Raw genomic sequence first — 21382 nt, 5'->3', positions numbered from 1 at the left:
GTGTCAGGGTGCCGGCGCGATGGCTGCGGCGAGATCGAGAATGGCGGTGAGGTCGGCTTCGTCGACCAGTCCGAGGATGCGGTCGGAGAGCTCGACGGCGAGAGAGTCGTTGCCGCAGTTGGCGAGAAACTTCTCCAGCAGACGGTCGTCGCTCAGAGGGAACCCGGCGGATCCTCGGCTGCCACCGACGGAGGCGTCGAGCACCCGTCCGTCGGTGAGGGTGAGAACCGCTCTGCCCGACGCGGCCGCCGCGGGAACCTCGGACGGGAGGTTCGTCACCCGCACCTTGCGGGCAGTGACGAGGACATCCTCGCGCGCAATGGAATCCTCGGTGTAGGTCGAGACGGTGATGGCCCCGTCGTGCAGCAGGGCGGCCACGCTCCACGGTAGGTCGAACTTGCCGTCGTAGGTACTGCGCGGTGACGCGACCCCGGTGTTCGGTCCGCAGACGAACGGGCTCGAATCGGGGTGTACGAACACCTCGATGTCGGCGATATCGCTCGCGTGAACGTCTCTGTCGCCGAGGGCTTCCGACACTGCATCGAGTGTGACGTGCATCAGCTGGCAACTCGGGTACGGCTTGATGCCGATTCGGGTCGCTTCCCATCGCGAGCCGAGACCCTCGGTCAGCGCCGCGAAATTTGTCGGCCGAGCGGTCAACGCGGCGTAGATACCGCGTCGGCCTTCCAGAACCGACGAGGGTCCGGTGGCACCGGCGGCCGCGAGCCGGGCGGCCAGAACACCGTTCATGCTGGCCGATCCGGGATGCAGTGCCTTGGTGTCGGCGTCGGTATCGAGAAACTCGAGCAGTCCCGAACTCGACGACCCGGCGATCCCCAGAGCATTGACCAACGTCTCGGTGTCGAACTTCGAGAGGTGTCCGGCGACGAGTGCGGCTGTCAGCGGTCCCACCGCTGCGGTGGCATGCACGCCTCTAGCGTGAAATCCGTGCGGACTGACTTCGCCGAGGCGACAGGCAGTTTCGAGACCGAGGGCAGCGGCAGTCAACACGTCGGCACCCGAGGCCGACACCTGCTGCCCGACGGCGAACGCCGCGGGAAGAGATACCGCCGTCGCGTGGACCAGAGCGCCCGCGTGCGTGTCGTCGAAGTCCAGCGAGTGCAGCATCACCCCGGTCGCGAAGGCGGCTGCTGGCGCGGACAGGCCTCGGGTGCCGGTGAGAGGCCGCGCCTCCGGTGGGCCGCCGAGAGCGTCGGCTACCGTCCAGCCCGGTCGACCGTAGCCGAGGCGTTGGGCTGCAACGGTATTACCGACGCCATCGAGCAGGTGACGCGCGGCCGCGTGCCGGACGTCCTCGGACAGATCGGCAACGGTGACACTCGATGCCCACTCCGCCAGGATCGTCGAGGTCACGCCCGCACCTCGTCCTTCGCCGTTCCGAAAGCACCCTCCGCCTTCAGTTTTGCGACGCGTTCGTCGTCGTAGCCCAGTTGGTCGCGTACGATGTCGTCGAAATGCTCGTTGCGCTGCGGAGCGCGACGGTACTGCTTGGCCTCGGATCCGAAGTTCACCGGGGAGGCGACCTGGCGCACCATGTCGTACACCGGATGCTCGGTCTCGACCACGAGATTGCGTGCGATCGTATGAGGTTCGGTCAGTGCGTGCTCGACGTCGTTGATCGGCCCGGTCGGCACCCCGGCAGGGCCGAGTTTCGAGAGCCAATGCTCGACGGTGTTGGTGGCGAACACCTCCTCCAGGATCGGCAGCAGCACGTCCTGGTGCTTACCTCGCAGTGAGAAGTTGCTGAACCGTGGATCAACACCGAGGTCCGGGCGATCGATGGCGACGACCAAACGGTCCCAGAACTTCTCCTTCGCGCAGCCGACGATGAGCCAGCCATCGGTTGCCTCGAACGCCTGGAACGGCACCAGGGACGGGTGAGCCGAGTTCTTCGTGCGGATCGGCTCGAAGCCGGCGTTGAGATGCCACGTTGCGGGATACGTGAGCAGAGACATCGCGGTGTCGTACAGCGAGACGTCGCAGTCCCCGCCGATGCCGTCGCGTCGGGCAGCGTGCAATCCCGAGAGCAGCGAGATCGCGGCGACAAATCCACCGGAGTAATCGACCAGCGACAGACCGGATTTCGTGGGCGGGCCGTCCGGGTCGCCGGTGACGCTCATCCAACCGGCGAGTCCTTGCAGAATATAGTCGTAGCCAGGCTCTTTCGCGCGCGGGCCGGTCATACCGAAGCCGGTGAGACTGCAGCACACGATCGCGGGGTTGAGATGCTTGAGCTGGTCGTAGGTGATGCCGATCTTCTCGGGCACGTCGCCGCGGAGGTTCGAGTAGACGGCGTCGCTGGTGCGGACGAGGTCCTCGAACACCGCTCGACCGCTCGGGGTCGAAAGGTCCAATGAGAGAGAGCGTTTGTTGCGGTTGAAGCTCTCGAAGAACAGCGAGTCCTCGCCCTCGTTGTAGGGCGGGACGTAGCGGCCGACGTCGCCGCCGACGCTGGGGTCCTCGATCTTGATGACATCCGCGCCGAGGTCGGCCAGATGCAGGCTGCCGAACGGGCCGGCACCGTACTGCTCGAGGGAGATGATGCGGACGTCTTCCAGTGGCCTCATGCGTCTGAATCCTTCGTCTGGAGTTCGACGTCCGCCGGGAGTTCGAGCGGGCCGTTCTGTGCTTCGGGAAAGTAGTTCTGCCCGATGCCACTGTCGCGGGTGGCGACCATGACCGAGCGCTTCCACGAAATGACCTCGGCACCATCTTGATTGAGGCCTCGGGTGATCATCGAGACGATGCCGGCGTAGGGCCGAGACTTGGACTTGCGCAGCCCCGTGCAGATGCTCTCGGCGTACAGGGTGTCGCCGGCGTAGACCGGGTGGGACATCTTGATGTCGGTGAAGGCGAGGTTCGAGATCGCGTTCTGACTCATGTCGATCACCGAAAGACCCAGTACCACAGACACGGTCAGGCCCGAGTTGACGATGACCTTCCCATCGGTGATCGGGTTCTGTGATGCCAGATGCGCGTTGAAGTGGTTCTGGTTCGTGTTGAGCGACAGCAGCGTCACCCAGGTGTTGTCGGTCTCCGAGATCGTCCGTCCGAAGGGGTGTTGGTAGACGTCCCCCACGGTGTAGTCGTCGAAGAAGCGCCCCAGAACGGCCGGATGGATTGCCACCGTGTCTCCTCGTGTCGGTTCGGCGAATGCCTGCCCCTAGACCATAAACATCAGATGTTTATGGCGTCAAGGGTTCGACGAAACCGGCATTGCGTCAGATTTGACGAAGATCGACACGTAAAAGGCAGATGTTTCAGGAGGTGCGGAGTCGATCCATCTGCCGGTAGGAGTCACCGAGGTGGTCGAGATGCTTACGCATCAGGTCCATGGCCGCCATCGAATCACCGGCTTCGACCACGTCGAGCAGTCCCCGGTGATCGCTGTCGACGCACTGCCAGAAGCCCTCCGGTGCGTGATCGCGACCGAATCGGCCGGACAGGACACGGAAGACGGGAGCGGTGATGAGTTCGAGCAGTGGGTTGTGGGCTGCGCGAAGCAAGACGAGGTGGAATTCCTGGTTCTTCGCGAAGGTCTCGGGTCCCTGCACGTCGTTTGGGTCGAAGATCGTCGCGTTGAGCTGCTCGAGATGCTCGTCGGTGCGGCGGAACGCAGCGATGCCGGCTGCGGGCACCTCCATCAGGTTGCGGACTTCCATGAGCTGGTCGACAGTGACGGTCTCGGCGGCGGCCATCAGTGCGACGCCGGTTTCCAGGTGCTCGCTGATGTGCCCGACGCTGGGGACGGCAACGAAGCTTCCCCCGGTGACTCCCCGGGTCGTCTCGATCAGATTCTGGCTGGCCAGGGATCGGAGGGCTTCACGAATGGTGCTGCGTCCGACGCCGAATTCGGCAGTGAGCTCGGCCTCTCCGGGCAGCCGCTCCCCCGGCTGCAGCTCACCGGACAGAATGCGTGTACGCAGATGTCCCGCGAGAACCGCATACGCGGGGACGCTCTTGGCCGAGCCCTTGAGCGATGCCGGTTCGGCCACTTCTCCCCCTACTTCTCGACGACGGCTGACGATCGGCTCGAGCCTAGCCTGGCCGAACCACGGTGATGTATTGATCGCGTGCACGGTGCCAGTTGACTCGATTCCAGCTCCATACATCAGATGTTTGCGACCAAAACCGTCCGAATCAACGCAGCAAGACGCAAATACCTGCCCCTTGACGGTCTATATATCTTATGTTTAGGTAGATCGCAGCTGTTACTTAGGTCTCACCACACCCACACTGTGGCAGCCGACATTCCAGACCTCGGCGATACGCGGACTACATCGATTCCGTGCGACGCCGATCATCCAGCGAGGACGCAGATGCATTTACGCCGAGCCACGTCCATCATGGCAGCACTGACGCTGTCCACCGCATTGGTGGCCTGTGGATCCGATCCCGGTCCCGACGCGGACCCGGCCAACCCGGTCACGATCGACGTCACCGTCTCGGCAGCGGCCGAAATCTACAGCATCCCTTGGCTTGTCGCGCAAAAGCAGGGACTGTTCGAGAAGCACGGTGTGATCGTGGAGAACATCGTTCCGGGCAAGGGCGGCAGCGCGACCATGCGCACACTGCTCGACGGCAACATCCCCATCGGTGAGGTCAGCTACCCGTCGATCGTGCAGGCCGACGCGGCCGGCTCCGAACTGCGCATCGTCGGCGGCGGTACACAGGGGCCTTACCCGATGAACTTCTACGCGCTCGCCTCCAACCCCGACATCAACTCCATCGAGGACGTCCGCCGCTGGGCCTACACCCGGCCGAACTCGGCCTCCGATGCCCTCACCCGCCTCATTCCCTCTCTCGCAGGCGTCGACCCGAGCCGGATCGAGCGCGTTGCCTCCGGCGGAATCGGTGAAGGCTTCGCACTACTCGAAGCCGGCAACGTCGACATCGCCCTCGTCCCCTCGATCGTCGCCGAACAGCGACCGGAGGACTTCAAGCTGATCGTCAGCAGCCCCGACTACATGTCGCGGTTCCTGCAGTCGACGATCACCACGACCAAGGACTACGCCGCCAGCAACCCCGGCGTCGTACGGGCCATCAACGCCGGCTACACCGAGGCGGTCGCATCGATCGAGGCCGATCCTGTTGCCGCTGCCGAGATCTATGCGGCGTACACAGGATTCGACGTGGAATCGGCCACCGCGGTGGTCAAGCGTGCATCCTCGGTCGGCACGTGGGGCGGCGGGTTCGACCCCGCATCCGTCCTGTCCGCGCAGGACGGTGTCGAGGCGTCGGGTAGCGATCGCGAACCCGATTTCTGCACACTGTTCGACCCGGAATTCCTCGCCGAGGGGGTCGCAGACGACTTGCCCGGTGACTGCGACTCCTGACATCAAATCCCCCCACCAGAAGGTAGCGACGTGACTCACGCAGCGACTCGACCCCGACCCGACACCACCTCCGCCATCGCCGTTGCATCCTCGGTCTCCCGACGATTCGGTGAGGTCACCGCCTTGCACGAGATCGACTTGTCCATCGGCCGAGGCGAATTCGTCTCCATCGTCGGGCCCAGTGGCTGTGGCAAGTCCACTCTGCTCGAGGTGTTCGCCGGACTACAGGATCACGACGGCGGCACCGTGCACGTCGACGGCCAACCACTGACCGGCCCTCGATCCAAGACAGCAGTGATCTTCCAGGAATCGGCGACGCTGCCCTGGCGGACCGTCCGTGACAACGTCGCGTTCGCTCTCGAAGTCCGGGGCGTCGGCAAGAAGGAACGTCGGTCCCGCGCCGACGAGTTGCTGAACACTGTGGGGCTGAGCAAGTTCGGCGACCACTACCCCACCCAGTTGTCCGGCGGTATGCGCCAACGTGTGGCCATCGCGCGCTGCCTGTCCATGGAGCCCGATCTGATTCTCGCGGACGAGCCGTTCGGTGCACTCGACGAGCAGACGCGACTGGTCATGTCGTACGAGCTGCTCAAGATCGTCGAAAAGCTCACGTGCGGAGTCCTGTTCATCACCCACAGCATCCAGGAAGCGGTCCTGCTGTCCGATCGCGTGCTGGTGATGAGCGCGCGGCCGGGACGCTTCATCGACGAGATGGACATCGACCTGCCTCGTCCACGCTCCGAGGACGTTCTCGCCAGCCCGGCGGCGACGGCTCTGCACGAACGTATCTGGTCCAGTCTGCGCGACGAGGCCAAGAAGACGATGAGCATCGAACCATGAGTGCGCCCGCGCGCGAGAGCACGCGCACCTCCGTGGTTCCGGGATACATCCGGCCTGCCCCCGCTACCCAGCTCGGTCTCCCGGCATGGGGATGGACCGTACTGATTCTCGTCGCGGCACTGGTGGCCATCGACATCGCGGCCAGATTCTTCGCCTCACCGCTCGACATCGTTCCGGTGACCGACATGGTCTCGACGGCGCTGAGCCTGCTGACCGACCCGGACTTCCTGATCGACGAGTTGGGCCGAACGCTGGGGATCATCGTCCTCGCCTTCGTGCTGAGTTCCGTACTCGGCGTCGCTGCCGCCTACGTTCTGTGGCGGTACGAGTTGTGGGACAGAGCGTTTCAGCCGTACCTCAACGTCTACTATGCCGTCCCGACGTTCGCGCTCTACCCCATCATGGTCGTGCTGTTCGGTGCCGGCGTCGCCCCGATCGCCATTCTGTCCACCATCTTCGCGTTCGGTGTGGTCGCGTTGAACGCACGCACCGGCTTCAACTCGGTATCGCCGATCGTCACCAAGCTCGGAACCACACTGATGCTCACGCGGTGGCAATACTTCCGATCGGTCCTTCTTCCGTATGCGCTGCCGAGCATCGTGACCGGACTCAAACTCGGGCTCTCGTACGCCGTCATCTCGGTGTTGGCCAGTGAGTTCATCCTTTCGACGCAAGGACTCGGGCACTTCATCTCGATCGCCTACGACGGGTTCGACATCGCCGACATGTACGCCGGAATCCTCATCGTGGCGGCGATCGCTCTGCTCTCGACCTCTATGATCTCGCTCGCGCTCAACCGATTCGATTGGAGGCGCCGCTGATGAGCAGCACCTTGGACAGAGTAGCCACCGCACCGACAATTCCCCCGAAGGTGACCTCATCCGCGGGCCGCACCAACGCCCGACGGTTCCTCCCTCCCGTCGTCGTGGCCGTCGTCGCGGTCTTGATCTGGTGGGTCGCAGCCGTTCTGGTCGACAGTCTCATTTTCCCGACGCCGGCCGAGGCCATGGCCTCACTCGTCGAGGACCTGGGCAAGGCCGACTTCCGCGCTAATGTCGGCGACTCGCTGCGCATCCTTGTGCTCGCGTTCCTGGCCAGCACAGTCGTGGGTTCACTGCTGGGCCTGACGCTGGGACTGAGTCCGTTCTGGACCCGAACCATCGCCCCGATCGTTTACTCGATCAACAGCATTCCGAAGATCGTGCTGTACCCGATCTTCATGTCGTTCCTCGGCATCGGCGCATTGAGCCGATTCGGCTTCTCCTTCTACGCCGCCTTCATCCCGATGTTCCTCGTCGCCGTCGAGGCCACGGCATCTGTCCACAGAATCCATCTCAAGATGGCGGCATCATTGCAGGTGAGCTGGCCCAGGTTGATCCGTCAGATCGTCATCCCCGCGGTGCTCCCGGCGTTGGCGACGGGTATGCGTATGACCTTCGGGTTGGCGTTTTTGGGATTGCTTCTCGCCGAGATGTTCTCGTCCTCCAGTGGCATCGGATACGAACTTTTGCGCAACGTCAGCCTGGTTCGGATGGAAAACATCATGGGCACCGTCGTGTTGATCCTCGTGATGGCGCTGCCACCCACGATTGCGTTGCAGTGGTTGGAGAGTCGCATCACCTCGAAGTACGGCGGCCGGTGATCGCAAAAGATCGGCAATGGCTCGCCCACGTCGCGAAATCGATGAAGGCTGTAAAGACCGATCGCATTGCCTGATGCTCGGCAATAGCCGCCACAAGACTTCTGAATGCTCGTCCACGGTGCCCGACAGTCGAATTCCAGCGGCGGTATCTAGGGGGGTCGGTCGGGAGTTCGAGGTAGCGGTTTCGATGGTGCTCAGCAAAGCTCGATTAGCACAAACAAACTTTGATCCGACCGCAGCAGGGCACCTCGCCCGGTCGGCCGAAACTGCCGCGAAGTGAGGATACCCGCAACAACGAGGACTCCAAAGCACCAAACCGCGACCACTCTGTTGACAACCTCGTGCTGCCACCAACGAGCAAAACCAGAGCAGATTGCGCGCGGATGCAGTACTGTCCCCAGCGACGCAGACGGCAGGAGACAACATGGGATCTTTGGATAATGTGCGGGAAAGCATCCGGGCTGCAGTAGTACGCGATTCTCTAGCCCGCGATCTAGCTGCTGGCTTGTCCGGCCTATTTGAGATCACCAACTATAAACGACTCCGGTTGAACAATTCAAGTTACGCGACGATGTATGCGAGCCCTTCCAAGTCGTTACGCGGCTCTCTGTCTATCGACCGCGAAGTTCTACTCCTGATTGCAAATTTTTCACTTATACAGGCGAAAACGATATCGGATTGCATTGAAATAATACGATCCGAGCAGCCCAGGCTGGAATCGACACTCCTCATCATTCTACATTCCGACGACGAGGGTGACGGAAAGTTGCGCGCTTGGGGTCGCGAAATGGGTATTACTGTAATGCCTATTTACAGACCTACCGGAGGCACGATGCCTCCGAGCGGAATTATTCAGCAGCGCCTATCGCGAGAATTGTTCGGTACTGATAGTTTTCAGGTGACAGGACCGGTCAGCGACGATGTTGACTTCTTCGGCCGGCGCGAACAATCCCTAGACATGCTTCGACGATTACAGCTTGGATCTATCTCCGCGCTGTTCGGCCTGCGAAAAGTCGGCAAAACATCGATGCTTAATCGAATAATCAATCAATCTCGGTCGCAGCAATCACCAAGAGTCGCAATGGTCGACTGCTCCATTCGCGCGTTCAACGAAATGTCCGCACAGAACGCGCTTAAAGTAATTGGAAGATTGTCAAGGCTGGCTCTGGAGCATAGCTACGCGCACGTTGCACAAACGCTCTACCGAAGCGATTCAGACATAATTGAATCGTTCGAGCAACTTTGGGATCGCCACAGCGGAAAAACACTTCTAATAATTCTCGATGAGGTCGACTATATAACGCCAGATTCTCCGACGTCCGGCCACTGGAAGAGCGAATTCAGCGAGTTTTGGCGCGAGCTTAGGGCTCTTGTACAAGAATCGCATCGACATGATCTGACGATTAGCCTTTTGGTCAGCGGTGTAAGTAGCCGCAGCTTCCGCGTCGCCGAGATCGCTGAAGTTGAGAACCCCGTACTACATTTTGTCCCTGAAAATTACCTCAGTCCATTTCCCGACGGAGCGGCCGACTCGATGATAAAGACGCTCGGAAATAGGTGCGGGTTGCAGTTCTCCAAAAAGTCAAGGGACCAGATCGCGACTGCGGCCGCAGGATTGCCATTCTGGATCAGGATGCTGGGCTCATTTATTCATCGGAGTGTCGACATAGACTCAAGACCCTTACAGTTGGAGGATGATTTAGTCTCAGAGCTATGCATAGAGTTTGCGTCGCACGAAGGGGCCGAGATTGCTAAGTTGGCACTTCGGAATCTTCAACGAACAGACGAACCGATGTACGATTTACTGCTTGAGATCGGTAACGGGAACCCAGTTGATACTATTGCGGCTGCCCCACTCGTTAAATATGGATTGATCAAACGCTCAGGCCATGACCTCTTAATCGAGAGCATAATTGTCCAAAACGCCATTGCTGCAGCACGGCATTCACCCGCGGAGATCGACAAAACATTCGATCGCGAAGTTCCGAGATCAAGGCGGAGCCTTGATTTGGATGAAAATGAGTGGGCCGAGGAGCTCGCGGCAATCAATAAGCGGCGAAATTTGCTAGAACGGCAGATCCGGGAATTCATCCGAATCGCATTGAAAATGCGACCAGATTCGACCAAACAATGGCACGAACACGTAATTGCCGCCCTACCCCAACCGAGACGGGATCAGTGCGGCGCGTTGGCTCCTGAGACCCTGATGAGCAAACTTTACTGGATAGAGCTGAGTTCTATTATTCGTCGAGAATGGCAGACCTTTGGCCCGTTCCTTGGCGACAAGCGTCGGACGGAGACGGCCTTCGAGCTCCTTAACGAACGACCAGACGCGCATGCAAAGATTGTCGACCTTGCTGATATCGCGCTACAGCGGAAGGAATTGACCTGGCTTGAGGAGCGAGTGTCAGGCTGATTGCTGGCCCGTCAAACCGGAGGCGCGGCGTGCCTACACCTTCCGCCTGTCAGTGACATGAGGGCGATGCGCTGGTCCGCTGCCTATGGCGTCTTCACCTGGTGGAGCCCAAAGCTACGCAAGCGTTCTCGCGGGCACGGAGTCCAAACAGGATCCGAACAAGAGGGTCAGCATCGGCTGCCACAATCGGTTCGGCAGCAACTTCCCGACGACGGTAAACTATGTGCGTAGCAGCAACCAATGCGAGCGGATAGTCGTAGCCGCGTATGATGTAGCCTGACGAGTCTTAAGATATATCGGCATACGAGAGTACAGCCCACAGGCAAGAGCGCAGGTCGCGATACCGCAGTTCGCGACGTTTCTCTGGCTGGTCTGCGATCGCGCGCAGCACCCCCGCCATCTCCGCAACCTGGTCGGCTGCGTGCGTTCCGACACCTACTCCCCTCGCGCCCGGCAGCGGCCCTCCAGGGTGAAAGCCGATACCGAACACGCATCGACCCCGGAGGATCGCTTCCGGTGCTGGTAGTTCGCCACCGAATCGAAGGCAGCCGTCACGCCGACCGACGTCGAGACGTATGTCATCGACTTGCCGGGCTGAAAGCCCAGATCGGCAACCACCTCGACGGCGTCGATGTTCGATCCAGGAGCACGAAGTCCCAGCTGTACTCAGCTTCATGCCGCTGGATCAGCTCCCGCACAGCGGAATTGCTCCATTCCCTTCTCGCGTTCTCGTGACCGTCGGTCATCACGAGCACCGTCACCGAGCCGGGACGCTCGTCCTCCGGCATCGCGGCGAGCCCGGCACCGACCTCGCTGACGAGCCGGCCGATCGCGTCGTACAACGCGGTGCTACCCCGCGGCTGGAGAACGAGTGGTGCAACGTCCTCGATGGGCACGTTGTCGTAGACCAGCTCGTACCGGTCGTCGAACTGTGCGAGCGTGACCACGGCCCGGCCGTCCGCTTCACGCTCCTTGGTGATGAACGAATCGAATCCGCCGCGGGTGTCGTCGGCGATGGAATGCATCGAGCCGGACCGGTCGAGCAGTGCAGCGACGAGGGACAGCTGAGGGTTGGTCATGGTTTCCTCCTTCAGGTCGCAGCCGAGACTGCTCCGAGTAAATTGGATTGAGAGATAACGGAAGAGCGATTGGCGACAGCTACCGCAGCGCCACCGTCGTGCCGCCCGAGAACGCCGAATCGTGCAGCTCGATCTCGGCAGGCACGGTCCCAAAGGGGACGTCGAACACGACGGTCGTGTCCAGCGCGTTGCCAGGGTTGATCTGTTCGTAGCCGATGCCCTCGTCGAGGTAGGCGGTCGCGAGGCTGTCGACCGAGTACTGCTTGCCGTCCGCGTCGAGCAACTTCTGCGAGGATGCGTCCAAGCTCTGCGCTCGGTCGCCGATGTTGCGCACGGTCATTGTCACCTGGACGTACTCGCCCTGTGCGGTCTGCGTCAGATACTCCGAACCGACTGTCGCGACGGGTGGTGCGACCGCGGTGACGACGAACTCGAACTTGCCGTCGCGTACCGGAACGCCGATTCCTGGACTACTCGGCTCGACCGGGGCCGCCGAAGCCGCTTCCTCCGACGCCGAGGATCCGGCCGGCGCGGGAGCTGTCGGGCTCTCCGACGAACCACCACCGATGAGCCGAATGAGGACGCCCAGCACGACGATCGCCAATATGACGGTCAGGATCTTGTGTCGGGCAAACCAACTCTTCTTCTGCTCGGGAGCGGGTGGGGCGTACTGCTGCTGGGGGTTCGGGTTGTGGTTGGTCATGTCGAAATTCCTCTCGTTCGGCGATGCATCAACCACACCGCAGTCGTGCCTGTCCGCGCCTCGGCTGACCGGTCGGTGCGCCTCCTACTTTCGGTCGCATCCGATCGACCATGCGGGCCGTTCGGATGATTCGCGGTGTCGGTGCTCGGCCGTACGCTTGCGTTCGTGAGCACCCACCGGACAGGCACCCTGCGCCGCAAAGCCTGGACTACGGCGGCGGTGGCCTTCAGCCTGTTCTGCTCGTTGATGACCGCCGGGTTGGCGGGCTCGTCCGGGACGCCTCGGTGGAACCTGGGCCTCGGAGTCACGCTCAACCTGATCGCCGGTGTCGCCTTGATCTGGCGACACGAACGGCCATGGGTGGTTCTGGGACTGGCTCTGGCCGGGCCGCTGTTCTTCGCCACCGATGCGACGGCAGCGTTGATTGCCCTGTTTGCTGTCTGTGCGTTCGCACGAACCAAGCCGCTGGCGATGGCCGCAGTCGCGGTGTACGTCGCGTGCGGGGTGTCGTTGACGTACGACGCGCATCGCAGTCGGTACTACTCCGTCCTGACCATCGGCTCGACCAAGACCAAGGATGGGTCGACGCCAGTCGAATGGGACGTCGCGGCGTGGATTCCGTGGGTCGTCGCGGCAGTGCTCGTCGGGTTGGTCGTGGGTGGAGCAGTGCTGCGCCGCACGCGATCCGACCTGACGAAGGCCGTCACCACCCGGGACAAGGTGACGGTGGAGTCCAATGCTCTTCGTGAGCAGATGCTGCTGAATGCGGAACGTGCCCGCATCGCCCGCGACATGCACGACACCCTCGCGGCGAGCCTCAGTCGGATTTCGCTGTTCGCAGGCGGAATGCAAGTCAACAGCGCCGATGGACCCGAGAAGGTCGCCCAAACTGCGTCGACGATTCGGCAGACCGCGCACGAGGCGCTCGACGAGCTCAAGCGCATCATCGGTGTGCTGCGCGGATCGGCCGATGCCTCGAGCGGTGGTCGGCAAAGCGTCGAGGGCATCTCCGATCTGGTGCACTCGGCGCGGGACGCGGGCTTGCACACGACGCTGATGCTCGACGTGACGCCCGGTGAAGTTGGCGCTGCGAGCAGTCATGTGGCGTATCGGGTGGTGCAGGAATCGCTCACCAACGCACAGAAGCATGCTGGCGGTTCGACCATTCGGGTAGCGGTGTACGGGTCAGATCAGGCGGGCGTCCGCGTCGATGTGCGTAATCAACTGGTGGGGCAACCGGCGTTCGAGCACGGGTCGGGCACGGGGTTGGCAGGGTTGGCCGAACAGGTCCGCGGGGTGGGCGGCACATTCGCGGCCGGCCCGCACCCGGGTGAATTCGTGGTCTCGTGTTGGTTGCCGTGGTACTCCTGACGGGCATTGTCGGAGTCGCGTTCTAAGCTCAGCGAACCATGACAGCGCCAGCCGTGATCACCGTTCTGATCGTCGACGACGACCCCTTCGTTCGGCGTGGAGTGACGGACATATTCGCGAAGACCCCGGACATTTCGGTGGTGGCCGACGTGGAGGACGGCGATCAAGTTCCCGCTGCTGTTGCGGCGTTCCGGCCGCACGTGGTGCTGATGGATCTTCAGATGCGTAGGGTCGGCGGACTTGACTCCACCCGCGAGTTGATGACGCTGGCCCATCCGCCGAAAGTCATTGCGATGACAGCGATGGATGTCGACGATCTAGTGGTACAGGCCATCGAGGCGGGGGCGCACAGCTTTCTGAGCAAAAGCGAGGCACCCGAGACGTTCCATCAGTCGGTTCGGGCGGTGGCATCCGGCAACACGCTATTCAGTGAGGATTCGCTTCGGAAGATCGTGGCAACGTCGGTGTTGCCGGTGGCCCGGCAATTGGTGTCGATGGATGTGCTGAGCCCACGGGAGCGAGATGTGCTGCGTATCTTGGCTACTGGTTCGACCAACGCGGACATCTCCTCGGAGCTATTCCTCAGCGACACAACGGTGAAGACCCATATCTCCGGGATCTTCGTGAAACTCGGTGTGCGCAATCGAGTGGAGGCGGCACTGGCTGCCTTCCGGGCGGGAATGGTCACGTGAGCGGGCAAGGCCGGAACCGCTGACTCCGGGAAGTCGCCAGTACAATCAACGATCTGTCGACTGAGACGAAGAGTCGATCGAACGTACTGAGCAACGCAGTCTCCGAACCGGGGCATTCCGAAGAGTGAAAAGCTAGCGATAATAGGAGCCGACTACGTAGACCGTATGTGCGAAATGACCGGCTGACTCGAGGCCGCCACTAGCATGAAGAAGGTTCGAGGCTAGCCGCATTTTCAGTCAACGCACAAGCAATGTACGCTGCCCACGAACCGACAGAAGGGAAATCATGCGCGCTCTCTTGATCAAGCTAGTGACCATCTTAGTATCACTGGGCGCATCCGTACGCCTAGTTCTTTCATTCAAGGATCCAACGACTAACATAAGCATATGGCAGGCCGCCGGCATCCTCCTAATCGTCGCCCTGACAGCATTCTTGCTGTTCACTGAAATCCAGGACTATTACAAGTCACGAATCAAGGTCCTAAAATCTGAGACCCAAATTCGAGATTTCATGTACGATCTCGTTTGCAATGGAAACCGCGTGTGCATTTTCACGAGAGACATGAGCTGGGCTCACGACAAAAACATGAAGGACATGCTTACCAACAAGGCGCGGGCGGGCGATCTGACTTTGGTAATGCCCGGTCCAACCGAGCTAAGCACCATGCTGCAAAAAGAGAGCGCGACAGTTCACTACTACGGAACGGCTACACCGCCCACCAAAACGCGTTTCACCATAACAAACGTCGATCGAGCGGAAGTCCGAATTACCATCGGACGGAATGAGGGTACAAAGCGCCATACTATTGAAACCTTCGCGGAACAGCACGGTCACCCGGCCTATTCCCTTGCACAAGACTTGGCATCTCTGTTACGCGCAATTAATCCGAGCACCTCAGTTCGGCCAGACGATTCGCCCTCACTTCGGATAGATCACAACGGTTCGACGCAATGACCAATCACGTATCACGTAGAACCCACGGGAAGTCCGAACAATCAATCGCCAAGGAATGGGACCGCCTAGCCTTCCGACGATCGAACGACATTCGGGCCGGCACAGATTTAAGTTATCTGCACGTATTATCACCGACAGTATTTTCCCTTCTGGGAGGGCGCTTGCATGAGCAAGCAGACGTGTTGGACATCGGGTGCGGTACAGGAAATCTAACAGTAGAGCTCGCGAAATATGCGCAGAGAGCAGTTGGAATAGATCCCAGTGGAGGCTCTCTCGATCTGGCCATGAAAATTGGTGCAGAATCGGACAACTGCGAGTGGTCCAATCAGACCGTGCAGCAATATTCTGAAAGTCCAGAATCTCGCCAACGATTCGACGTCCTGGTGGCGAACATGGTCTTAATGGATACCCTCGACCTAAAGGGGACACTCCACGCGATTCATGAGCTTGGCAAGCCCGGAGCGTCTTTTGTGTGGACTATTACACATCCCGCGTTCTGGCCTTCATACTGGGGATACGACAGGGCCAGCTGGTACGACTACAACGCCGAGATACAGATTGAATCTGAATTTCGATCGTCCGCAGGTTCAACTGGCGTGAGAACAACTCACGTACACCGGCCCCTGTCCACGTATTTGAACGCATTCGCCGATCACAACTTGTTGCCTGAAGAGATTATCGAACCTACGCCTGTTCGTTCGATGGTACCGACGGACTATATCGACACGTGGAAGTTTCCACGATTTCTGGGTGGCAGGTGTCGAATCCAGTGATGTCGCCGTCCTGAACTTTCCACACCGGCACAAGCCACGGCAATTCTCTGAGCATTCCACCGTAGTCGCTCATAGTGAGCAAGCTGCCACACGGCACTGGCATGAAAGCACCGCGGTGAGATGCATTGATCGTCTATGCAACCTAACCGTGCAGGTTCAAAGTCCCATCAACAAACTGGGCAACAACACGTTCAAGGCCTCAGTCTCATCGAAATGAAGCAGCAATCGGTCGGGCAAACACCAGCACAAACAGGCTCACCGTCTCCCCAGTCCCCCTTGAGCGATCACGGCGTTGGTTCACCTTCGATGGCGACCACAGTGTCATACAACCCGTAGCGGGTCAGACCCTCGTGTGAGTCGATGCCGGTGTAGGCAAGACTGGCGTCCTCGTAGCGACGAAAGTTAAACACGGCGTCGTTCATGTGGGCGCTATTAAAGACGTTCAGGCTCACCAGCAGATCGAAGTCACCGACCGTCAGGCCGGTGACCGTACGAAACAGGTCCGGCTCCAACTGAGTGATGACGTCCTTCAACGAATTTTCGCGAAAGTCGGTGAGGTACATGAAGGCCGGGATGCGAGTGGCGAACTTGATCAGCTTCTCCTGTACTAATTTTCGCTTCTGCTTGTACTCCCTCTCCTCCTCGGAGAGTTCCTTCTTCTCATGGGAAGACAGGACGCCGTGCGCATCTTTCTGTTTGAGACCTTTGATCTTCTCGGCCTTCGAGATAATCGTCTCAATGATGTTGTCGCCGAGCGCTCGGAAGCCCTCGATACGCTCAACGGCCGCCATCGCCTCGGGACTGTCGAGGACCTTACGGAGCGTGACGTTGTCAACGTTGACCAGTACGGCGCTCTCCCACTTGCGGGCCAGGAGCGTCGCCGACGTGCCAGCCATCGCGATGTCGAGGACACCGCCTGCGTCGATCTGAGTCATGTGCGAGCCGTCATAAGCCAGCACCGGCAAGAAGGAAATCAGTTCGGCTACAGCCTTCTCGGGGTTGGATTCGTACGGCGAAAGACCGATGGCGTAGGTGCTCAACTGACGCAGCGCGCGAGTCGGAGCGAAGTCAAAGACATAGCAGACCGGCTTCCAGACCAATTCCTCATTGGGATTGTCGCCGTTGGGGTTCTTGATCGCCCAGGGCGACTGAACACGGAATGCTGTCTGAAAGTACGACTCCGGACTTTTCAGGTTGCGCAGCATCAGGATGGATGACCACTGCGGGATAGTGACTCCGGTAGTCAATTTACCGACCGTCAGCGTGATGGTTTTGGTGTCAAATCCGCCCGCGATGGCGCTCCTGACCGGAGGCAACGCGTCAAGCCCGACCCCGACGTTCGGGGCACAGAGGTTCACCACCGTGTAGTCGTGCCAGAAAGTGTTGTGCTTCTCAGCGAGAAGATTTGCCATCGCGTCGCACGACGACCGTCGTGGCAGCGACCACAGCGAATGGTTCAGGTAAGGCAGCAGGCGCACATCCGAGTAGGGGAAGGGCGGCTTAGTGCCTTTCTTAAGGTCTGACTCGATCTGAACCGAGTGCTGGCCCCGGATGATGTTGAGCCACTTTTGGACCTCGTCCTTGTACTTAAACTCCGCCGCGGCTCCGATGCCCTCAGCGGTGAAGAATTCGTTGAGGTCGAACTCGTCGAATTCTCCCGCCGATGCCACGGCGAGAATCTCTTCGGGCATCTTGTACGTGAGCAGTCGCATTTGCGGGAGCGCTCCGTAGGGGTTCCACTCCCCGGACTTACTGGCGCTAAACTCGGCGCTGGCGCGCTGCTCGTCAGTGTAGGTCCAGTTAAAGATCTGCTCTTCGATAAAGTCACCGCTCGCTAGCGCTTTGAAAGGCGTGCCAGAAAGGTACAGATAGGCACGGGTCTTGATAGGGAGGAAATTTTCCTCCTCCATGTCGTAGTCCAAATCACTGTTCACCTCAGCCAGACCATCGGTGTACTCGACTTTCATCGCTTTCGTTACGATCGAATCGTCCTCGCCCTCAAACAACTCCTTCGCCGTGTCGCGCCACGCACCGAAGTGATACTCGTCGAAAATCACGAAATCCCACACAGTCGTGTGGACCCACTGGTTCTTCGATTTGATGGATCCCGCCTCGTCCTTGCCAAGAAGGTCCTGAAAGGAGCCAAAGTAGACGATGGGCATTGTCTGATCTAGCTGGGTGATGTCGATGCCAGATGCCTTTGACGCATACTGCCAGCCCTGAAAGTCCACGTGCGACTCAAGGTCGGTCCTCCACGCATCCTCGACGGCAGGCTTGAACGTGACGACGAGGACCTTCCTGGCCCCCAATTGTTTAGCCAGCTGATAGGATCCAAACGTCTTGCCAAACCGCATCTTGGCGTTCCAGAGGAAACGCGGAACCGCGTTTGCATTCTCATCCCAGCGTGACCGAAAGTAGTCAATAGTCTGCGCAACCGCTCGCTTCTGCTCTTCACGCATCTCGAAGGTATCGTGGTGAGCTCCGGTCAGCCGAAGGCCTCTCTGCAACTCAACGACAGCGGCTTTCACGTTTGCAGGAGTACAACGCATCCATTCACGTGACGAGCCAATCTTGACGTTCTCGAAACCCTTGTCGATCAGACGCTGCCGGACGTGTCCGTCTCGAAAGACCGTTCCGTCCCAGCGCTCGGCGGGTTCGTCGACGTGCAACGTGTAGGCCTGCTGCATCTGGCCCTGCGACTGCTTGATGCGAGCGTTGACGTCGGGCTGTGTCGTCTGCCCAATCTTGATGAGCCCCGCGTAGTCGGTGGGCGGGTCATTTGGAGTCCAGGCGTAGACACGCAGCCGCTCGTGAGGCTTCGGTGCGAGGATCTCTTCGACGGTCGGCTTGTTCACCTCAACCCAATTCCATAGGCCGGATCATCGACTCGATGAGCGTGATCTCGTCCTCAGTGAAGGCGTACTTCTGATACAAATCCGCGTCGGTCCACTCGCGGTTCCAGTCCTGAAGGGGGACCCACGAGTAGGTCGAATGGGTGGCGTCCTGAGTGATTTTTCGCAGCGACACGAGGAAGCGGAAGAACTTGGTCGCGTAATACGAGCGGAGACTATTCGCCTCGTCCTCGGACTGCACGTGGAAAAATAAAAAAGACTGAGTACAAACGGATGGCGACGGTGCGATCATCGACGGCCCGAGCACCATGTCCACGCCAGACTTCTCACGCTCCCTTCCTGAACCCACCTTGGGGACTAATACCTTCCAGGTGTCGATCAGGTGAGCACTCTTGGTGACTTTGGTTCTGGCAATGTACCCGTGGCCGCGTTTCGATGCGCGGATGTAGTAGAGAGGAACATCCCCGAGTTTTTCCTGGGCCCGGAATCCGTCAAAGTTAGATGTCCAGCCGAACTCCTTATCGCGAGCGAGAATAGTGTTAATTGAGAGTGCGTCGAACTTCATCACCTTGCGCAGAATATGCAGGGCTCGCGCGTCGCGAACAAGAACGTCAAATTCGTCCAATGATCGGGGGACTGGTCCGATGACCTCTCCATTGCGGATCATAGTGACGTTGCATTCTCCGTCGTAGGTGGAGTCCCAAGCGAAGTAGCACACGCCGCCGTTGATGCCGACTGACGGGAACGCTTCCGCGGCGTTCGGGAAGTCGACCAATTCACGGATCCTCCTGTCTGCGAGCATTGTCTTTCGGAACTCGTTCAGCCCGAGCCCTCCGGCCATCCATCGCGAGGGAACGACCATCACGATTAGACGTGGATCTAGTCTCTTAGCCTGTTCCACAAAGTGCTGATAGATAGGCACGTCGCGCGTGCCGCCATCGGACTGCAGCTGGTAGGGCGGATTTCCGACGACGACGTCGAACTTCATATCATCTCCAAAGGTCTTGGCAACGCTCGCCGCAACGTCGTCCGTATGCGTGAAGGCGTAGGCATGGGTTTCGGCATTTGCTCCTCGGTCCAGAGTCGACTGCGGCGATCCGCAGAACTTGCACCGTCCATTGGTGAAACGCTTGACCTGGTCGCCACTCTGATCAGCCGTGTACACCCATTCGGTGCCGCCGACCCAGGTGTGTTCGGTTCTTTCAAACCAGATGTTGCCGCTCGGGTTGTCGAATGACCTCGCTATCGAATGCGTGCCGGTTGCGTCCTTCGAGCAGTACAAACTCCTGCGCGCCAGGTACGAACAGATCTCGGTGATCGCGATTCCGAAGACCTGTTTGGTGAGGATGTGATCGACGCGCTCTCCAAGGTCTGGGAGATATTCGGCCAATCCATCGACGAGACGTTTGGTGATCTCACGGAGGAACACCCCTGACTTGGTAAACGGGTCGAGGAACTTTACGGTCGAGTCAGCCCAGAGGTCGGCCCCGTCGTTGGTAGCCGCCCAACTCTGGGCGAGCGTGTCGAGCATCAGGTTCGCGACATCTGGCGGGGTGAACACTTCGTCATTGGAGAGGTTGGCGATGCACGAAAGAACGTCGGGGTTCCGCGTTCGAATCGCGTAGGGAGACTGGGTCTCGGTCACCTTGCCACCTCGCCAATCGTGGCGGGCTCGTAGACCCTCAGCGGCGTGAAAATTTCGTGCTTTCCCGCGTCGGCGAACAGCCCGTCTTCGATGGCGAAAGCGGCTCGCTGCGTCATTGACTCGAATCGGAAGTCGCGGCGCTGGAATCGGCCGCGACCTAGGTAGGCCCACTCGGCGAATACGATGGGGGGCCCCAACAGCGACTTCATAGTAAGAGCGTCCGCATGCACAATGTTCACACTTAGAACATAGGCGGCTGCGCGGTAGAGGTCATCAGTTTCGCTAAGTCCTAGGTATTCGCAGAACGGAATCAGCATCTTCTCTCGGCACTCCGCGACGTTGTCTTCAAGGAGTTCGATGCCGTAAATGCACATGAGCGCGAGGAGGGATTGGTGGCGCTTCTCGAAGTCCGACTTGCCGTACCGGCGCTCGACAGCAGCTAACTTGCGGATCAGCACCTGCACGAGGAAGTTGCCGGACCCGCAGGCGGGTTCCAGGAAGCGAGAGTCAACGCGATCCGCCTCACCCTTGACCAGGTCGAGCATGTCGTCGACGAGCCACGAGGGCGTGAAGACTTCGCCGTGGTCTGCCACACGCTTCTTCGACCTAACCAACGACGGTGGCAGCGCCGCTGTGCTGCCGATCTCGGTGAGTTGTTCCAGCTTCACGTTCCTACCCTTCGAGACTGCCCCACGTCGGTTGATTGTGTGACATGAGGATCGGACCGCGTGTACGGTCCAAACCTATTGTCTCAAACTCGACGCGAGTCAGCTGTCGGTCCGTAGCCCGAACCCGTTTTCCTCGAACCGAGACGGTCTCATGCGAGGAATTGTTAAACGAGCTAATCACCTGCCGATCCCATCGAGATCAACGGCCACCCATCTTTCTCTCGAACGTCGTACCGACAATATGGCAACAGAGTGCGCGCAGCGATCTTCTTACACTCGTTGCGCTGCAACAGCTTCGCGCTTCAAAGGGCGGTTAGCCACAAGCTCACGGGCGATAGCAGCCGGAAAAACTTGCCCGTCCCCTAAAGAGCACCAAATGGTCTCGGTCC

At 59.9% G+C, this 21382-nt stretch carries 18 protein-coding genes; 9 read left to right on the top strand and 9 right to left on the bottom strand.

Annotated elements, in window-relative coordinates:
- Nucleotides 1-3: 3 nt before the first annotated feature.
- The 4 genes from CH273_RS10095 to CH273_RS10080 all read right to left on the bottom strand — a co-directional run bounded on the left by CH273_RS10095 (nucleotide 4) and on the right by CH273_RS10080 (nucleotide 4016).
- Nucleotides 4-1374 (bottom strand): MmgE/PrpD family protein, encoded by a 1371-nt coding sequence (locus CH273_RS10095; RefSeq protein WP_052049427.1) that lies wholly within the window; start codon nucleotides 1372-1374, stop codon nucleotides 4-6.
- On the bottom strand, nucleotides 1371-2588 hold the full coding sequence (locus CH273_RS10090) for a CaiB/BaiF CoA transferase family protein (protein WP_032395010.1): 1218 nt from the start codon (nucleotides 2586-2588) through the stop codon (nucleotides 1371-1373). Before CH273_RS10090 ends, CH273_RS10095 begins: the two co-directional genes overlap by 4 nt.
- Nucleotides 2585-3148 carry a MaoC family dehydratase gene (locus CH273_RS10085; protein WP_032395009.1) on the bottom strand — a complete coding sequence of 188 codons (564 nt, stop codon included), beginning with the start codon at nucleotides 3146-3148 and terminating at the stop codon, nucleotides 2585-2587. The genes CH273_RS10090 and CH273_RS10085 overlap by 4 nt, the downstream gene beginning before the upstream one ends.
- Before the next feature lie 133 nt (nucleotides 3149-3281).
- The gene (locus CH273_RS10080) at nucleotides 3282-4016 is read right to left on the bottom strand and encodes a FadR/GntR family transcriptional regulator (RefSeq protein WP_032395008.1); all 735 of its coding nucleotides are present in this window, start codon (nucleotides 4014-4016) and stop codon (nucleotides 3282-3284) included.
- A gap of 324 nt (nucleotides 4017-4340) precedes the next feature.
- Here CH273_RS10080 and CH273_RS10075 point away from each other — a divergent pair, with 324 nt between their 5' ends.
- From CH273_RS10075 to CH273_RS10055, 5 genes are all read left to right on the top strand, one after another.
- A complete protein-coding gene (locus tag CH273_RS10075) occupies nucleotides 4341-5357 on the top strand; it encodes an ABC transporter substrate-binding protein (RefSeq protein WP_032395007.1) in 1017 nt (338 codons plus the stop codon).
- 75 nt (nucleotides 5358-5432) lie between these two features.
- The gene (locus CH273_RS10070; RefSeq protein WP_052049449.1) at nucleotides 5433-6197 is read left to right on the top strand and encodes an ABC transporter ATP-binding protein; all 765 of its coding nucleotides are present in this window, start codon (nucleotides 5433-5435) and stop codon (nucleotides 6195-6197) included.
- Nucleotides 6194-7018, top strand: coding sequence for an ABC transporter permease (locus CH273_RS10065; RefSeq protein ID WP_032395005.1), 825 nt, complete (start codon nucleotides 6194-6196; stop codon nucleotides 7016-7018). Before CH273_RS10070 ends, CH273_RS10065 begins: the two co-directional genes overlap by 4 nt.
- Nucleotides 7018-7839, top strand: coding sequence for an ABC transporter permease (locus tag CH273_RS10060; RefSeq protein WP_032395004.1), 822 nt, complete (start codon nucleotides 7018-7020; stop codon nucleotides 7837-7839). The genes CH273_RS10065 and CH273_RS10060 overlap by 1 nt, the downstream gene beginning before the upstream one ends.
- A gap of 424 nt (nucleotides 7840-8263) precedes the next feature.
- Entirely contained in the window at nucleotides 8264-10255 is a 1992-nt protein-coding gene (locus tag CH273_RS10055; RefSeq protein ID WP_143546197.1) for an AAA family ATPase, read from the top strand.
- Nucleotides 10256-10833: 578 nt separating this feature from the next.
- Here the strand turns inward: CH273_RS10055 and CH273_RS10050 are convergent.
- Nucleotides 10834-11334 (bottom strand): vWA domain-containing protein, encoded by a 501-nt coding sequence (locus tag CH273_RS10050; protein WP_230596731.1) that lies wholly within the window; start codon nucleotides 11332-11334, stop codon nucleotides 10834-10836.
- A gap of 79 nt (nucleotides 11335-11413) precedes the next feature.
- The gene (locus CH273_RS10045) at nucleotides 11414-12037 is read right to left on the bottom strand and encodes a DUF4352 domain-containing protein (protein WP_032395002.1); all 624 of its coding nucleotides are present in this window, start codon (nucleotides 12035-12037) and stop codon (nucleotides 11414-11416) included.
- Between the two features lie 165 nt (nucleotides 12038-12202).
- On the opposite strand from CH273_RS10045, the gene CH273_RS10040 reads away from it, so the two are divergent.
- The 4 genes from CH273_RS10040 (at nucleotide 12203) to CH273_RS10025 (ending at nucleotide 15828) form a co-directional block, all read left to right on the top strand.
- Nucleotides 12203-13408: a sensor histidine kinase gene (locus tag CH273_RS10040; protein ID WP_306436886.1), complete on the top strand. Its 1206-nt coding sequence runs from the start codon at nucleotides 12203-12205 to the stop codon at nucleotides 13406-13408.
- 38 nt (nucleotides 13409-13446) lie between these two features.
- Nucleotides 13447-14100, top strand: a complete 654-nt coding sequence (locus CH273_RS10035) for a response regulator (RefSeq protein WP_032395000.1) — start codon at nucleotides 13447-13449, stop codon at nucleotides 14098-14100.
- 286 nt (nucleotides 14101-14386) lie between these two features.
- Complete coding sequence (locus tag CH273_RS10030; protein ID WP_032394999.1) at nucleotides 14387-15055, top strand: hypothetical protein; 669 nt, start codon at nucleotides 14387-14389, stop codon at nucleotides 15053-15055.
- Nucleotides 15052-15828: a class I SAM-dependent methyltransferase gene (locus CH273_RS10025; RefSeq protein ID WP_082322434.1), complete on the top strand. Its 777-nt coding sequence runs from the start codon at nucleotides 15052-15054 to the stop codon at nucleotides 15826-15828. The genes CH273_RS10030 and CH273_RS10025 overlap by 4 nt, the downstream gene beginning before the upstream one ends.
- 284 nt (nucleotides 15829-16112) lie before the next feature.
- On the opposite strand, the gene CH273_RS10020 is transcribed toward CH273_RS10025, so the two are convergent.
- The 3 genes from CH273_RS10020 to CH273_RS10010 are packed head-to-tail and all read right to left on the bottom strand — an operon-like array spanning nucleotide 16113 to nucleotide 20993.
- Nucleotides 16113-18683 (bottom strand): DEAD/DEAH box helicase family protein, encoded by a 2571-nt coding sequence (locus CH273_RS10020; protein ID WP_032394998.1) that lies wholly within the window; start codon nucleotides 18681-18683, stop codon nucleotides 16113-16115.
- A gap of 1 nt (nucleotide 18684) precedes the next feature.
- Nucleotides 18685-20325 (bottom strand): Eco57I restriction-modification methylase domain-containing protein, encoded by a 1641-nt coding sequence (locus CH273_RS10015; RefSeq protein ID WP_052049426.1) that lies wholly within the window; start codon nucleotides 20323-20325, stop codon nucleotides 18685-18687.
- Entirely contained in the window at nucleotides 20322-20993 is a 672-nt protein-coding gene (locus tag CH273_RS10010; RefSeq protein ID WP_230596729.1) for an N-6 DNA methylase, read from the bottom strand. The genes CH273_RS10015 and CH273_RS10010 overlap by 4 nt, the downstream gene beginning before the upstream one ends.
- Between the last annotated feature and the right edge of the window lie 389 nt (nucleotides 20994-21382).

The organism is Rhodococcus sp. 05-339-2 (assembly GCF_002258965.1).
In the GTDB taxonomy this organism is placed as follows: Bacteria; Actinomycetota; Actinomycetes; order Mycobacteriales; family Mycobacteriaceae; genus Rhodococcoides.
The sequence above is the reverse complement of the archived record's forward strand: the minus strand, read 5'-3'. Positions and strand labels throughout refer to the sequence as shown.

Coding starts and splice junctions, on each gene's coding strand:
- CH273_RS10060 (WP_032395004.1), top strand. CDS start 7,018: ATGAGCAGCACCTTGGACAGAGTAGCCACCGCACCGACAATTCCCCCG.
- CH273_RS10035 (WP_032395000.1), top strand. CDS start 13,447: ATGACAGCGCCAGCCGTGATCACCGTTCTGATCGTCGACGACGACCCC.
- CH273_RS10065 (WP_032395005.1), top strand. CDS start 6,194: ATGAGTGCGCCCGCGCGCGAGAGCACGCGCACCTCCGTGGTTCCGGGA.
- CH273_RS10025 (WP_082322434.1), top strand. CDS start 15,052: ATGACCAATCACGTATCACGTAGAACCCACGGGAAGTCCGAACAATCA.
- CH273_RS10030 (WP_032394999.1), top strand. CDS start 14,387: ATGCGCGCTCTCTTGATCAAGCTAGTGACCATCTTAGTATCACTGGGC.
- CH273_RS10055 (WP_143546197.1), top strand. CDS start 8,264: ATGGGATCTTTGGATAATGTGCGGGAAAGCATCCGGGCTGCAGTAGTA.
- CH273_RS10090 (WP_032395010.1), bottom strand. CDS start 2,588: ATGAGGCCACTGGAAGACGTCCGCATCATCTCCCTCGAGCAGTACGGT.
- CH273_RS10050 (WP_230596731.1), bottom strand. CDS start 11,334: ATGACCAACCCTCAGCTGTCCCTCGTCGCTGCACTGCTCGACCGGTCC.
- CH273_RS10045 (WP_032395002.1), bottom strand. CDS start 12,037: ATGACCAACCACAACCCGAACCCCCAGCAGCAGTACGCCCCACCCGCT.
- CH273_RS10075 (WP_032395007.1), top strand. CDS start 4,341: ATGCATTTACGCCGAGCCACGTCCATCATGGCAGCACTGACGCTGTCC.